The organism is Salipiger abyssi (assembly GCF_001975705.1).
Classification (GTDB): Bacteria; Pseudomonadota; Alphaproteobacteria; order Rhodobacterales; family Rhodobacteraceae; genus Salipiger; species Salipiger abyssi.
Genome location: NZ_CP015093.1, coordinates 59,500 through 74,379 on the forward strand (window position 1 = coordinate 59,500; position 14,880 = coordinate 74,379).

General features: G+C 57.0%; 14 protein-coding genes and 1 pseudogene. 10 read left to right on the top strand and 5 right to left on the bottom strand.

Annotation, left to right across the window (positions count from 1 at the left end; all coding sequences use genetic code 11):
* Window positions 1-262: 262 nt before the first annotated feature.
* From Ga0080574_RS03840 to Ga0080574_RS03860, 5 genes are all read left to right on the top strand, one after another.
* Entirely contained in the window at window positions 263-580 is a 318-nt protein-coding gene (locus Ga0080574_RS03840; RefSeq protein WP_076695319.1) for an H-NS histone family protein, read from the top strand.
* A gap of 14 nt (window positions 581-594) precedes the next feature.
* The gene (locus Ga0080574_RS03845; RefSeq protein ID WP_076695321.1) at window positions 595-1,212 is read left to right on the top strand and encodes a plasmid pRiA4b ORF-3 family protein; all 618 of its coding nucleotides are present in this window, start codon (window positions 595-597) and stop codon (window positions 1,210-1,212) included.
* Between the two features lie 330 nt (window positions 1,213-1,542).
* Complete coding sequence (locus Ga0080574_RS03850; protein ID WP_076695323.1) at window positions 1,543-1,806, top strand: pyocin activator PrtN family protein; 264 nt, start codon at window positions 1,543-1,545, stop codon at window positions 1,804-1,806.
* A 135-nt stretch (window positions 1,807-1,941) separates the two neighbouring features.
* Window positions 1,942-2,535 carry a DUF6088 family protein gene (locus tag Ga0080574_RS03855; RefSeq protein WP_076695325.1) on the top strand — a complete coding sequence of 198 codons (594 nt, stop codon included), beginning with the start codon at window positions 1,942-1,944 and terminating at the stop codon, window positions 2,533-2,535.
* Entirely contained in the window at window positions 2,528-2,710 is a 183-nt protein-coding gene (locus tag Ga0080574_RS03860; protein WP_076695327.1) for a hypothetical protein, read from the top strand. Before Ga0080574_RS03855 ends, Ga0080574_RS03860 begins: the two co-directional genes overlap by 8 nt.
* Before the next feature lie 318 nt (window positions 2,711-3,028).
* Here Ga0080574_RS03860 and Ga0080574_RS03865 read toward each other — a convergent pair.
* The 3 genes and pseudogenes from Ga0080574_RS03865 to Ga0080574_RS03875 form a co-directional block, all read right to left on the bottom strand.
* Window positions 3,029-3,235, bottom strand: a pseudogene (locus Ga0080574_RS03865) (transposase); the annotation flags it as partial.
* Between the two features lie 73 nt (window positions 3,236-3,308).
* Window positions 3,309-4,847: an argonaute/piwi family protein gene (locus tag Ga0080574_RS03870; protein WP_076705638.1), complete on the bottom strand. Its 1,539-nt coding sequence runs from the start codon at window positions 4,845-4,847 to the stop codon at window positions 3,309-3,311.
* Window positions 4,831-6,372, bottom strand: a complete 1,542-nt coding sequence (locus Ga0080574_RS03875; protein WP_083716755.1) for a toll/interleukin-1 receptor domain-containing protein — start codon at window positions 6,370-6,372, stop codon at window positions 4,831-4,833. The genes Ga0080574_RS03870 and Ga0080574_RS03875 overlap by 17 nt, the downstream gene beginning before the upstream one ends.
* A gap of 241 nt (window positions 6,373-6,613) precedes the next feature.
* Here Ga0080574_RS03875 and Ga0080574_RS03880 point away from each other — a divergent pair, with 241 nt between their 5' ends.
* The 5 genes from Ga0080574_RS03880 (at window position 6,614) to Ga0080574_RS03900 (ending at window position 12,944) form a co-directional block, all read left to right on the top strand.
* Window positions 6,614-7,030 carry a hypothetical protein gene (locus Ga0080574_RS03880; RefSeq protein WP_076695334.1) on the top strand — a complete coding sequence of 139 codons (417 nt, stop codon included), beginning with the start codon at window positions 6,614-6,616 and terminating at the stop codon, window positions 7,028-7,030.
* Between the two features lie 135 nt (window positions 7,031-7,165).
* Window positions 7,166-7,912, top strand: a complete 747-nt coding sequence (locus tag Ga0080574_RS26415; RefSeq protein ID WP_076695336.1) for a hypothetical protein — start codon at window positions 7,166-7,168, stop codon at window positions 7,910-7,912.
* 374 nt (window positions 7,913-8,286) lie between these two features.
* Window positions 8,287-10,311, top strand: coding sequence for an AAA family ATPase (locus Ga0080574_RS03890; protein ID WP_076695338.1), 2,025 nt, complete (start codon window positions 8,287-8,289; stop codon window positions 10,309-10,311).
* Window positions 10,308-10,781: a DNA phosphorothioation-associated protein 4 gene (locus Ga0080574_RS03895; protein WP_076695339.1), complete on the top strand. Its 474-nt coding sequence runs from the start codon at window positions 10,308-10,310 to the stop codon at window positions 10,779-10,781. Before Ga0080574_RS03890 ends, Ga0080574_RS03895 begins: the two co-directional genes overlap by 4 nt.
* Window positions 10,782-12,944, top strand: coding sequence for a DEAD/DEAH box helicase family protein (locus tag Ga0080574_RS03900; protein ID WP_076695341.1), 2,163 nt, complete (start codon window positions 10,782-10,784; stop codon window positions 12,942-12,944).
* 32 nt (window positions 12,945-12,976) lie between these two features.
* Here the strand turns inward: Ga0080574_RS03900 and Ga0080574_RS03905 are convergent, their stop codons facing one another.
* Window positions 12,977-13,840 (bottom strand): SIR2 family protein, encoded by an 864-nt coding sequence (locus tag Ga0080574_RS03905; RefSeq protein WP_076695343.1) that lies wholly within the window; start codon window positions 13,838-13,840, stop codon window positions 12,977-12,979.
* Window positions 13,840-14,877, bottom strand: coding sequence for a DUF262 domain-containing protein (locus tag Ga0080574_RS03910; protein ID WP_076695345.1), 1,038 nt, complete (start codon window positions 14,875-14,877; stop codon window positions 13,840-13,842). The genes Ga0080574_RS03905 and Ga0080574_RS03910 overlap by 1 nt, the downstream gene beginning before the upstream one ends.
* Window positions 14,878-14,880 lie beyond the last annotated feature (3 nt).

The following is a 14,880-nucleotide window of genomic DNA, read 5'->3' on the forward strand; positions in this document are numbered from 1 at the left end:
GGTCTCCCCGCTGATGGGGGTGCGTCGGCAACGCCAGTGCCGACCAGGGGGAAGCCGTTCCCTCAGACAATCCTCGCATTCAGCCGAGCCAAGCGCAAAAAGGCAAAAGCCAACACTCGCGAGCCCCAATCCCCGACGTGTTGTAATCCCCAGGATATCTGCGCTTATCTGACACGCAATCGCGGTGCCTGCTTTCCAGCGCCAGACGCCTTTCTTCCCCAAGGCTCGGGCTCAAACCCACCGGGCAACAAATGAGGACCAAATGACGGATATCGATCTTAACGCCTTGTCGCTTCCCGAGCTGAAGCAGTTGCAAAAGAATGTTGCGAAGGCCATCGCCAGTTTCGAGGCCCGTCGCAAGGCCGAGGCCCGCGCCAAGGTTGACGACTTGGCCCGCGAACTCGGTTTCAGTTTCGACGAGCTTGCGGAAGCGGCTCCCACCCGGAAACGCGCGGCGTCCGCGCCCAAGTACCGCCATCCGGAGAACGCCGAAATCACCTGGTCCGGCCGTGGGCGCAAACCGGCATGGATCGCCGAGGCGCTGGCTTCGGGAAAATCGCTAGACGATTTTGCGATCTGACCGGGGGACCTGTCTTGTACCAGCCCGCGAATGCCGTCCGCCTGCATGTCTTTCTCGCGGAGATTGACCCGCCGATCTGGCGGCGACTTGTCGTGCCGTCGGGCTGGACGCTCGACAGGCTGCATCTGGTGCTGCAGGCCGCGTTCAGCTGGACCGACAGCCATCTGCATGAGTTCCGGATCGGCGGGCTGCGCTATGGCGACCCCGATCAGCTTGAGGATGGCTTCGGCGGGCCGCAGACCTTCGACTACACCGGGGTCAGGCTGGGGGATTTCACCGGCCAGGATCTGACCTTCACTTACCTTTACGACTTTGGCGATGACTGGACCCATGTGATCCGGATCGAGGAGTGGCTATCCCTCGATCCCCTGCCCCGCCACGCAGAATGCACCGAAGGGGCCCGAGCCCGGCCGCCCGAGGACGTCGGCGGCCCCTGGTCCTATGCCGATTTCCTCAAGACCATTCGCGACCCGAACCATGAGGACCACAGCTCCAACCTTCGCTGGGCCGGCGGACATTTCGATCCGGACTGGTTCGACATCGAGCTGATCAACAAGGATCTGCGCAACACCTTCCGCAAGAACACCAGCCGACGCCTGCATCAGCCCAAGCCAAAGCCTTCTGGTCGGTGAGCGCAGAGGGCTCGGCCCTCAAGGCGATGCCGCGGGCCGGGATGCGCCTCTTCCTGCCGGCAGCACCAATGTGGCAGCGCCCCAGCGTGATCCCGGGATGTCTGCACCGCAAAAGGTGCACTGGTCTTGCGGCCTCTCCAGAAGCGTTGCTTGGCGTCGAGGCTCCCGCCCGACTTACCCAAGCACGGGCCCTCTACCCCCTTTCACACGCTTCGGAGCGTCTCTCCGACCCAACGTACCCGTCCGATTTGCGCTCCATGCTATCCGCTTCCCCGCCAACCCGCTGCGCGCCCTTCTCCCAACTATGCCATCGTGCTTCACTCCGGGATCATGAACACGGCGTTTCTCTTGATAGCAATGTATTCCGGGCGACCGATCATTCCCGCTGAGGATGTCGCCAAGGATTTTTTCGGTCTGAGTACCGACAAGTTCATCCGCAAAGTCTCGGCCGGTTCCATCGCCCTCCCCCTCGTCCGCATGGAAGCGTCGCAGAAATGCGCCAAAGGCGTCCATATCGACGATCTGGCCGAGTACCTGGACAAGAGGCGGGCTGCAGCCGTCAAGGAATGCCTGCAACTGCAGGGTCTTCGGTAAGCGTGTTCCCCTCTGAAAATCGCCGAAGGCCAGGCTGCTACCCATGGCACCAAGCGACCACCCTCCTCGCCTCGCCCGACAGCACGGATTGAATTCTGTCAGAAAACTGCGTATATTTCTGACAGGAGAACGATCATGCAGCGCCTTGCCGAACAGATATTGACCCATGCAGAGGGACTTCCGGAAGGAGCGCCACTTGCCGCAAAGGGCCTGCTGCACCTCGGCAGCCGTGCCGGTGTGGATCAGGCTTTGTCGCGCCTTGCCGAGCGCGGCCAGTTGATCCGTGCCGGGCGCGGCGTTTACCTGCGACCGATCAAAAGCCGGTTTGGAACGCGCGCTCCGTCCGTGGAACAGGCCGTCGAGGCCCTCGCGGCGCAACGTGGCGAAGTCATCGTTCCAACCGGCGCCGCCGAAGCGAATGCACTCGGCCTGACCACGCAAGTGCCTGTTCGCTCCGTGTACCTGACCTCGGGTCGCAGCCGCACGCTCTCATTGGGCAAACAACTCGTCGAACTGCGCCACGCCCCCCGATGGCAACTCGCCCTGGGGAAGAGGCCGGCTGGCAGTGCTGTTCGCGCCCTGGCCTGGCTTGGGCCGGAACAGGCAGAGACAGCTCTTAGATCGCTGAAGCAGAGACTGCCCGCAGCGGCGTTTGACGAATTGGTAACCGCAGCACCGCAGTTCCCGACCTGGCTTGCACGCAGTGTCGGAAAGGCGGCGCATGTCTGAACCCTTCCTGTCTTTGCCGCCTGCAGACCGCAAGGAAGCCCTGGCCGTCGCTGCAGATCGCTCCGGGCGGCCCGCGCACTTGCTCGAAAAGGACGTCTGGCTTGTCTGGGCCCTTCAAACCCTCTTCGGTTCCGAGCTTGGTGAGCTTCACAAAACACATGGAAACATTCTATGATCTTCTCGATGAACGATCCGAAACAGGAGATTGGTTCGGAGGATAGTGTATGGGAAACGATCATGGCTGCCGCACTTGCCGACCCCCACCGCATAACCTGTCGCCTCAGAATTTTAGCAGCAAAGTCGTTGACGCACCCCAGTCACTTCATGAAGCCATAGGCCACTGTCGCATAATTTCGATGGAGGATGGCCCGGTGGCCCGCAGGAAGAAGCATGTCGCATAAACATCACTATCGAGCAACCTCTCGCGCCCGGAGCCAATGAAATTTCCCTTCCTTTTCAATACGCAAGCGCTAGACTCCAGACTTATTAATTCTTAAAGCCAGAAGATGACAGTTGCGGCGAGATACACGGCGGACAGAAAGACCTTCCAGCATCTGTCGTAGCGGGTCGCAACGCGGCGCCAATCCTTGAGCTTGCCGAACATGATCTCGATAAGGTTGCGCCGCTTGTAGCGGCGCTTGTCGTATTTGGCGGGCTTGTCTCGGGACTTCCGGCCCGGGATGCAGGGCTTGTTGCCCTTGTGTACTGGCGTGAACGTATCTTGCGGAGACACAAGTTTATGACTGCGCCCGTATGCACCACGCAAAATATCTTTATATATAATGCCGAAACGGCAACGGCTTCGAACTGACTTCCGGAATCGCCGTCAGTATCTCACCCACATCGTCCGCGAAGCGAAGCGTCACGGGATACCCATCCCCATAAATGCAGGTGTTAAAATTGAGCTTTGTCAGAGAAAGAATATCCTCAAGCACCTGCTCGATCAGCGTTTCGCCGAATACGATCTTCACCTTGAGCGGCGTCGGTATCTCGCGCCCCGGATAGGTCTTGAGCTTCGGAACATAACCGGAGCTCCATAGGAACGCGTTGCGGTGATCGACCTTGAGGGAAAGTCCGCGCATGACGCCCCGCTTACCCTCCTCCCGGAACAGTTTCAGGTCGTTGGGCCGCTTGATCTGGATACCGCTGACTTTCGTGCCTTCGGGCGCCCCGTCGCGGAAGCCCTCGATTTCCTCGCGGTTGAAGTTCGTCCGCCCGTGGATGAACAGCTCTTTGGGCGCTTCACCGTGCCAGTTCCGGTAGCTATCGACACAACGCCTGACGATCTCGGCGGCCTGGTCTTTCGGGAGGTGGAATTCGCCTGGCCTGTCCGAGGCCCATGAACCCACCGATCCTTTAAAGACGATGCCCTCCCCCGTATGGAGGAACATCTGCGCGCCGCAGCAGGCCTCGTACTCGTCCCGGGGGCTGTTCGTGCGCTTGAAGACGAGGCCTATATAGCAGACCGCTTCGCGGATATCGGCGAGGGTCCAGGGCTTCGCGCCAGCCTTGTAATAGATGGCCGTCGAGAGATTCCAGGCGATCGTCGCCTCGTCCTGCACGTTGCGGATCGGCTTGCCGATGCTGTTGAGGTGTTTCTCGGGCGCAATGGTTGTCTGGCGAACGATTTGCGTTACCGCTTCACAACCGAGAAGCCGTGCCTTGAGCTGGTTGTGGAAGTGGTTCTCGAAGCGGTGCTTTTCGGCGGCCTCGTTGATGTCATCGAAGAGGTCGGGATTTTCCCAGAGCCTCATCGCCTTACGGTGCGAGAGCGCGGTGTCGCCGGTCACCCCCGCCGCCTTGGAAATCGTCTGGTTCGGCCGACACAGCTTCCAGAGCTCTTCCGGAACCACCACGAACCAGAGCGCGACCTTGGCGTCCTCCTCCTCGACCCACCGCCGGATGCGGCCCGCGAATAGATCGACCGTGTCATAGACGCGCTGATGCGCATCCGTATTGCGGATCGTGTGGTCGAGCTCGGCGGCATCGAGCGGCAGCGCGACACGGGGCTCGGTCTTCCATTCGGTCCGAAAGACGGACTCGAACCCCGGAAACATCACCGAGCTCCCGACTTTCGGGTCGGCGTCGATCGCACCCGCGATTGTTCCGGCCCAGCTTTTGAACTGCTCGATGCCTTCAGGCGTGCCGATCACCCCGTATTCGATGGCGGGATGGTCTTTCGGCGGGCCGAACAGCAGCAGCCCATCCTTGGGATCGTCGAGCTTCTGGTCATGGGCAAAGAGCAGCCGCGGCTCACTGATCGGCAGCAGCTTGCGGTTCGTGTTGACCTTGCGTTTACGCCGCGCTGCCATCACCACCCTCCCCGTCTTCACCGGCATCATCCTCGACGAGTTCGATCTCGCCGGTCTCGTCAAGACCCGCCTGCCCGTCCTCGAAGTAGGTCACCGGACTGATGAAGCGCTCGGGCTTCATCGACACGACGAGCGGATCACCCCCTGTCCCGATCGTGAGCTTGTTCTCCTCGCCCCCGAGCTGCGCACAGAAAGCGAGTAGCCGGTCGCGCCAGGCGGCATTCCACCACTGCTTGCACACGCCGCGCCGGGCCTTGTGCATACGCTCGGCCTTATCCCAGGGCGTGCGCCCGTCATCACTGAAGATCACATGATACCGGAGCACGATCCGCGGAAACGGCGCCAGCTGCGGCGACGCCGACAGAGCAAAATGCCAGTACCCGTCAGGGACTTTCTCGCCGCCGGCAATCTTGCGCGTCTTGTTTCCGACGAGTTGCCTATAGGTCCGCCGCCCGCGATCCGGCGTAAAATGCGCCTTGTTCTTCTCGAGATGCCCGTTCGCAAAGAACCGGGCCACAAGCCCGCTCGCCAGCGGAAACGCACAGAGCTCGCGCCGCGTCATCTCCGCTTCCCAGGCCTGCCGAACCAGATCGCTGACCATGTTCGACGCATCGAAAGACGCGATATCGAGCGCCCGCGCCCCATCCGAGACAAAGGAGCGCGTATCGAGCACGGCGAGTTCGTCGCTCGCCCAGCCGTCACCGAGCGCCATCACCACTTCATGCGCGGGCGCGAAGGTCAGAAGCCGCTGGCCGACAACGCGGTATGGATGCGGGAACGAAGCAGCCACCTTGACCAACGTGTCCGCCGGCCCGCGATAGCGATGCGCATAGAGCCGCTTCGGCAGACGCAGCCTGAACCAGTTCGAGAGATAGCTGTCATTTGCGCGCACGGGTTTCCGGTCGCACTCGATCGAGCGCGTATACCAGTCCATGACGGTATTGGCGTTCGTGACGGGAGATTTCGGGGCCGCTTCGCGCTCGAGCAGCGCAAGCAGCCGCCGCAGCCCTTCGGCCCACCCGTAATCGAACCGCATCACATTCAGATCGCGCACGCTCTCATGCATGCTTCCGAACGGGAACGCATCGATCTTGAGCGGCACGATAAAATCGCCGAGCCTGTGCTTCACCCGGGCCTCTTCGGCCAGCTTGAGCTCCCGGAGCGTCCCGGGCTTCCGGTTCGCCTCCAGAGTCGACACGAACAGAAACCGGAACGTCGCCTGATCGATCGCTTCCTCGATATCGTCCCAGAACCGCTCTCCGCCGAGCAGCGCCGTAACATCACACCAGACCTCGTAGCCCGCGATAGCGAGCTGACTCGCGAGCCATTTCGCGAAGGTGCTGTCTTCGGGCGTTGCGTGACTGAGGAACAGAACGCGCCGCGTCACAGCGCGGGCGGACTCATCAGGGGCAGCGGTCGATCGGACGGCCGTATCGGAAGAGAGAATCTCGGTCATGTCGGGATTATAGAACAATCCGGCAACATTTTGTATAGGGCGATACTCACGGCGCAGATTCTTGTGCATGTGCACCGTATCTCGCTGCCCGCACCATACGAGGGCATGTCCGTGCGAGGGATCGAAGCCGGAGGGCCGAGACCCGCCGTCGCCAAAGGCTATGGCGCGGCTCGGGTCACGAGAGCCCGGCCCGCCACGTCGTAGCCGCGCCGAAGGCGGACGGACGCACCCACCCCCTCAAGGAATCTACGCTTGACCTACAATAGCACTACTTGCTATTTACTACCCATAAGGCAAAAGGAGATAGATCATGAACCGCACGATACCCGTTTCGACAGATGTGTTCGCCGCCATCTGGAGCCACCGCCAGGAGGGCGAAGAGACCGAAGATGCCATTCTGCGCCGCATCTTGGAGTGCCAACCCGCCCCCGACACCGCCACACAAGCGAACCCCCAAACCACCGACATCAGCGAGGGCTTTATCGACCGGCGCAACAACGTCACCTTCCCGCCCGGCTTCACGATCTTCCGGACCTACAAGCGCAAGCAGTTCAGCGCTGTGGCCGAGAACGGCCTGTGGCGCCGCACCGATACAGGCCAGACCTATGACACGCTGAACCAGCTCAACGCGTCCATCGCTGCAGGCAACGAGAATGTGTGGAACGGAAACTGGAAGTTCCAGGACAGCGACGGCACGAACAAATCCATCGCCGCCCTGCGCGCCTAGGCAAGAGTAACCATGCCCGAGAGTAGTAATCCTAAACAAAAGCCAACCGCGACCGATCCGATGGACCGATATGTCCTATGCAACTGCGGCAAGCCTGAATGCTGGACGAACGACCTTCGTCCTCTACGGCACCATATGAAGGCGCTTATGCAGGCGATATCGAGTTGCGGCCATGAAAACCTCATCGACGGAGGCCATGAAGCTTGGCCCGGTGCCCTGTACGCACTCCACATGGCCGTCAGCATAGAGGACGTTTTCGTTGACCCGTCATATGTCGATGAGAGCAAGTCAGGGCTTTACTGCGATATCGCCTGGGACTTCGATGAGGTGCAGCGAGAAGAAGCCTCCAAATACGTAGCAGCACTAACAATTTTCAACTTTACATGGACAGCTTATGAAGCCGCGATTGAACACGCTTTGGGCCCTGACTTCTCCAAGGATAAGCTGCCCGTGCAGGCACGCAAGTTCTTTGCCACTTCGGATAAGAAATTCGATGATGACCTCATTACCTTCGAAAGATCATACCGCGGCGCGAGACAAATTTGCAGACGGATACACGATATCCGCGAACCAATAGATATGATAGAGAAAAAGTATAACCTCAAAGGCGCGGCGGCCGCCGCAGAGCTCGCTAGAATTTTTCGAAACCACATATTTCACGGCAAAGATAGCACACCACTTTCCGGTGAGAGGGCGATGGTTTCGCACTTCTATGCAATGACGCGGCTACTTCTGATGTTGGTTCAACTTCTTCTTCTGCATCATGTAAGAAACGCTCAATTGAACATCCCCCTATCTTTTATATTCGAACACAAGGGCGAGCTGCCGGCACGACACGTCCTTCTCAACCTACACAGGCCTGAACCCAGGTGGGCTGCATAGCTAACAGACCGATTGGCAAAAAAAGCGCTCGCGCCGCGCTGAGAAGCCAGGAACAAGAGGATTTACCGGAGGCGCCGAGACGCCGCACTGCGCCTGAGATATTAATATTTTGCACTATACTTCATGCACTTAACCGGACTCTCAAAGGTTGCATTTTTTTCGGGTCTCTGTAATTGTACCATCTGGAAGTGGCAGGAAGGCAGACTGCATGACAAGTGAAGATGTAGGACAAGACGATAAGAATAACCCAATAATTCGGGAAATCATCGAGCTAGAAAGAAGTTATTTCTTCGAGAGGCGCAATGTGAAGACAGAGCGCCAGCGCAAGCTCCGCGGTCTTATCGAACGGCACACGAAGCCCGGGAGCAGCGAAGATGATTCTTGAGGAGATCAGGCTTACCGATTTTCGCTGCTTTTACGGCGAGACATTTATCCGGTTTTCGGAAGAGGTCGACCGCAACGTCACGATCATCTACGCGGAGAACGGCGTCGGCAAAACGACGCTGCTTAACGCCCTCCTTTGGTGCTTCTACGGAGAAACCACCTCCCGCTTTGAAAAACGCCAGGACATTCTCAACTACGATGCCAAGAAAGCGGGTCGCACCGTTGCATCCGTGGAGGTTTTGTTCGAGCACAATGACAAGCGCTATATTGCAAAGCGCTTTGTTAATATCAACGGCTCCTCCGGCCGGGACTTCTTGGTCGCGCGCATCGATGATGGAAGCCAAATCACACTAGATTCCCCCGACACCTTTATCAACACGGTCATACCCCGTGATATGGCTTCGCACTTTCTCTTCGATGGCGAGCATGCGGAAGTATTTCTTGGCGAAGACAATAAAGGCTCGATCAAGAGTGCGGTAAGGGACATTCTGGGCTGTTCGCTAATCGAAACGGCGATCGATGACCTCAAGGCTGTCTCCAATCAGTTCCGGAAGCAGATTCCGACCACCGCGGCGACGAAGCGGATAGAGGAGCTCAACGACAAGCTTGATGCACTTACGAGCCAGGTAGAGACGGCGAAGACGAGCATCAGCGAGCTTGAACGCAAGCGCGAGCAGACCGATCAGCAGATCAAGGATATCGACGCTAAGCTTCGGAACACGGCGGCAGCCAAGGAGCTTCAGGCGAGCCGTGATCGCTTGGATAAGCAGCTGGAGCGGGCCCGCAAACGCCAGAAGGAATACTCCGACGAAGTCTATAAGTGGCTCGGCGAGAATGGCCGCTTCATCGTCTCGAAGCGTATCACAGAAGAAACCTTCTCGTTCCTTGAGGAAAAGGAGCATCGCGGGCGTATTCCCTCGCCGTACAACGAGGAGTTTGTGAAGGACGTTCTCGAAGCCGAGGAATGTATCTGCGGCGCCAAGCTGGAGCCGGGAAGCCCCGAGAGCAAGAAGGTTGCGAGCCTTCTGGACAAGGCCGCTAACCAGGTCATGCGCGACCGCGTCTCCAAGGTACGGGCACGTCTTACCAGCCTAAAAGCTGAGCGCGCAAAGTCACCTGGAAGGCTAACGAACGCCAAACGGCGGCTCTCAGAGGCCAATGACGAGTTTGCGACGGCTGAAGCGCAGCTTGCCGAAATCAGTGACAAGCTCAAGGGCATCAATTTCGACGACATCGCCGAGCGCGAGCGGCGAAGGGGCGAACTGCGGGACGAGTTACGTGAGATAGACCGCAAGATCGGCTCGCTCGGCACAAATATTAGTGGAGCTGAGCGGGAGAGGACGCGGATCGACCACGAGATCACTGACCTCGCAAAGCAAGACAAGCAGACTGCCATCTACGGACGTAGACGCAACCTCTGCGAGTCGATCAAAGGCAAGCTTGAGGTCCAACTTGTCAGCGAGGAAGAACAGGCACGGAAGGTCCTCCGCTCAGGCATCCGGCGCATCCTTGAAGCTACGGCGCGCAAGGTACTGAACCTTCGCATGACTGACGACTACGTTATCAGCTTGGTCAATGCGGACGGGACAGCTCTTCCGAAATCGAGCGGAGAGAACCAGTTGCTTGGCCTTGCGTTCACAGCCGCCCTCGTGGAGTTCGCAAAGGTGCGCCAGAACGCGCAGGACTATCGTCTCCTGCCGGGAACCGTCGCCCCGCTCGTGCTCGACTCTCCTTTTGGTCAGCTCGATGAAGCATACCGGGCGACCACCGCCGAGTTCATTCCGAAGATGGCGCGCCAAGTCGTGCTCCTTGTGTCGAAGTCGCAAGGTTCGGAGGATGTCCTGAACGCGGTCAAGGACCATCTAGGCGCCGAGTATTTGCTTGTCCGGCACAACACCGAGCCACAAGGCGAGCGCAAACCCGAAAGCCGATATTTCAAAGGTGAGGAGTTCAGAACCGCTGTATTCGACGCCGAGTACGACGGAACCGAGATTGTGGAGATTACAGGCCCATGAGCAGTCGCGCCCCGAATATCAACAGAAGCAAGGTCCATGAAGACATGGTCCAGCGGCTCGCCATGCAGAAGCTTCCCGGTACAGACCGGACGCTCTTTCCGACGATCCGGGAACTCCTCTGTTTTGCTGCCCTGCTCGGCTACTCTGAAGGGCGACGCCTACCACTCGACAAAGACGAGGGCGTGGAGGATGTCTCTTACCAACAGTTCGAACGTGGCGATGCTGAAGACCTGATTTACTTGATCGCCCTTGCGGAGACGAAGGACCCGGAAGTGCTCAAAGACGGCGAAGAGAGCCGGTGCGCCGAAATCTTCGAGGAATATGCCAATGGTGGTCTGCAGATTTTACATGAAGCAATGCTGAGAGGCGGAGGCGAATATCCAGACCGGGATATCCTGGAGCTGCTTAAGGAGCGCGGCTTCCTAAACATTGAAGATGAAGAACCTGATGTCTCTGGGATCACCTTCTAAATGTTGAAGGAGATAACGTATAAAGGTGTCTACAAGTCCGATCAGGATCACATTCTGGAAGATTTTTACTTCCCTACCCTCTCGGTCGCCACAAGGTATGACCGGGCCGTCGGCTTCTTCTCGGCATCTACGATCAGCTACGCCGCTCAGGCGCTTTCCGTTTTCGTCAAGCGCGGCGGGCAGATCAGACTCATTCTCGGCGCATTCTCGGAGCAAGGCGACCTAGAAGCCGTAAAGCAGGGTTACCGGGAGAAAGAAATTTCCGACAAGATCGGCGGCGAGCTACTGTCGATGATTTCCAATGTCAGCGACGAGCTTTTCCAGAATCGCTTTGAGACCTTGTCGTGGCTCGTTGCCCATGGCCGGCTCGATGTGAAGATCGCGCTTCGTGAACGCGGCATGTATCACGACAAGGTCGGCATCATCACCGATGATGCTGGCGATCAGGTTGTGTTTGCAGGGTCGGCTAACGAGAGTACGCATGCCCTACTCCCGACGCATAACTACGAGTCCATCAACGTGTTCCGGACTTGGCTACCGGAACATGCCGAGTTCTACGAACCACATATCGATAGCTTTGAGCGGCTCTGGAGAGATGAAAGCCAGGGCACGGCCGTAATCGATATCCCCACAGCAGTTCGTGACAAGCTGATATCTGTTGCCCGCTCCCTTGACTACACGCCCGACCCCGAGATCGAGGCCGCTATAGCGGCGCGGGTTCTGTCGCGCACCGGAAACGCAGTCAGCACCACATCCGGCAAGCCTCGTGAACCCGCGACGATCAACGGTCAGCCGTTCAAGATGCGCGATCATCAGATCGACGCCTTGGATGCCTGGAAGGCCAAGGGCGACTTTCAAGGAACTTTCGACCTTGCGACCGGTGCCGGCAAGACCATCACAGCCATCCATGCGATCGTCAAACTCTCGGAGGCAATCGACGGGCTTGCTTGCGTTATTGCGGCACCCTACCAGAACCTCGCGGATCAATGGGTCGATATCCTCTCGACGTTCAACATCTACCCTGTGAAATGCTACAACACGCGTACGCAGTGGGAGGACAAGCTGCGGAACATGGTCCACGAGCTCACGATGGGTAGCCGCAGCTTCGGCGCCATCGTCGTGGTCAATCGCACGCTGAAGAGCCCCGAGTTTCAGGAATGCCTCTCGAAGATCAAGGGCGGCCGACTGCTCTGGATCGGTGACGAATGCCATCACCATACCTCAAAGGCGTATGAGGGCTTCCTTCCCGAACACGCAAAGTTCCGGATCGGACTGTCCGCAACACCGGAGCACTATCTGGATGAGGAACGGAACGAACGCCTGAACGAATTCTACGGCGACATCGTTTCCCGCTACACCCTCAAGCAGGCGATCAAGGACAAAGTTCTGACGCCATACGTCTACTATCCGCATCTTGTCGAGTTCACAGAGGAAGAAGCAGACGAGTTCGTCGGGCTTTCGGGGCAAATCGGACGTATTATGGCCCGACAGCAGGGCAAAGCCAGCGAGATGTCTCCACAGCTGACAGGCCTTTTGATGCGACGCGCCCGCTTGGTGGGCTCGGCAGCCAACAAGCTCCCGACTCTTCAGGCCGTGCTGACGGGTGAACGGCCGACACAGCACACCCTATTCTACTGCGGCGACGGCACGGTCGAGACCGACGAAGGCGAAGACGCCTCGGAGGAGAATATTGCGCAAAGCAAACGTCAGGTAGAAGCCGTCAGCGCCATGCTGCACGGCATGTCCTGGGACGTGTCGCGCTTCACGTCACGGGAATCCCGTAAGGATCGTGATAACATCCTTGAGAACTTCCGGCTTGGCTTCATCGACGCCATGGTGGCTATCCGGTGCCTCGACGAAGGCATCGATGTGCCGGCATGTAGCACGGCCTATATCCTCGCCAGCTCACGCGACCCGCGCCAGTTTGTTCAGCGCCGCGGCCGCATCCTACGCCGCTCCCCAGGAAAAGAGCGTGCCTTGATCCACGATTTTATCGTTGTTCTGCCGCAGGACTACGACACCGACTCCGAATATGCCAAACGGCTTATTAGGTCCGAGCTGGGACGTGTCACCGAGTTCTCATCGCTCTCGGACAACCGCTCCGAAGCATACGAAACATTGGCACCGGTGCTACGACAGTACGATCTAGAACACATGATCTAAATGTGCAAAAAGTTCATATACAAATCAAGGCTTCACTGCTGCTTGGGGTCTTCTTCCTGCAGAAAGCGTAGAAACCGATTGATATCCTCGTAATTGTCCTCCGAAGATATCGGTATAATTCTCATGTTATAGTCCTTTTTCCATCGACCACGCTCCGTATTGCCAATCTCATCAGTTGTCATCAGGGCATAGTGAGGTATTCCGCCTTCAGGGAAAGCTGCATTAATGTAATTTAAGAGAAGTTGAAGGTCAGGGTCCTTCAACGAAGAACCTAGGAAGATCACTGAATACATAGTAAAAATCGACTGAAGCGCACTCTGGTAACCCGGCTCTTTGTAAAGAATACGCCGATAATCTTTATCCGTTAAAATAATATGCTCAGGTGCGGTCTTGGCATCGCCATGCGCCTTCAGTATGAAGAATGCTCTTTTGTACAAATCGCGTTGGAGCGCATGGGCTTCGTAATACTTGTACCCTTGCCTATACTGCTCATTCTTCGCAAACGCTTGCTCAATCAGCATGTCGTAGTTCGTAGTAATTATGAAGCGGTTACCTTTCAGAGAGACCAGTAGCTCATGAGCCTGTGTCGGCTGAAGGTCTGCTCTTCCAAATACGTCTTCGATGACGCTCTTAAATTCGACTCCGAGAACCTCCTTCATCTCTTGTGCAAGCATCAGGAATTTGGCCGGATCTTCGGCTAACTTCCGACAATCGTCTGCCTTTTCCTTCGGAATAGAGTAATCGCTCTCGGCTTTGTCGATGAGGCTCACCAGCAAGCCGGCCCAATCGGGAAGACCCGCTCCTTGGGAAAGGCCCGCACCGACGAAAACACCGCACTTACCCTCCCTGTAAGCGTCGAATAACTCTGTCGGAATCTGATTTTTCTCTAGCGCCATTACTTTATCCCCAGAACAGGCTTAAAACGCCGCTCGATGACTTCGGCCCGCTGTCTAATGTTTGACCGCTCGCCTCCACCAATCTTAAACGCAATAATATAGTCATACATATCCTTTTCAGCCTTGGAGGGCTCGCCAGCAAGCAACTGTTCCGGCTCTGCATTAAATTCTCTTCGTTCGGCCTCAAACTCCAAATATGCCTTGGATAGCTTTGATGCCTTGATTTTCTTTATCTTATCGATGTTACTATAAATAAAATAGAATAGGTCAACAAATATCCATTTCTGAGTAACTTTTCGAGATGACAACTCGTTCACCTCCCCAATTAAATCCAAGATACTGTTAGCATCCGCGATAAGCGGGGCATATACAGAGCTCTCGGTGATGTTTGTGTAATCATCATGTAACTGGGGAGCCTTTGCGTCGCGCTTTCCGTTATGATGACAAACAGACAGCGCGTGCGCCAAGTAGTCTTGATGCTTGAAACGCGACGCCGGTATTTTCGATTCCGCAAAAAATGAGTGTGTCCTCGCTACTGTATCAACGGCTTGGCGATACCCGCTCTGAATTGCATTGCGTATTTCTGCTGGGTTGAGGCGAACACCCATCTGCATGCGAGAAAATACGATCGATATCTCGGGCTGCTGCGCATTCTCTATATACGCGATCACGGTTTCAAAGTTCTTTAACTTGTCTTTGAAATTCTTAGGTAGGTCCTCATAAGCCTTGCTAGCGATCGGACGGGAACCCACATTTGGCGCATCTTTGCTTAATGGAAAGTCGCCATCAAGAAAGTCCCAAATAGCTCTTAATCTCTGTTGACCATCCACGACTTCATACCGATATGGCTGTGAGCCAGCCCCGCGGTCCCAAAGATAGATCATTGGAATATCATAACCGCGAAGAATCGAGTCTATGAGAAGTGCTTTTTTTGGTTCAGACCAAACAGGGCCACGTTGCCAGGAAGGATCGAGCTGTACCTTGTCACGCATGGCGACAAGCTCCTCGAGCTTCCTGGTTTTATGCTTAATATCCATCTA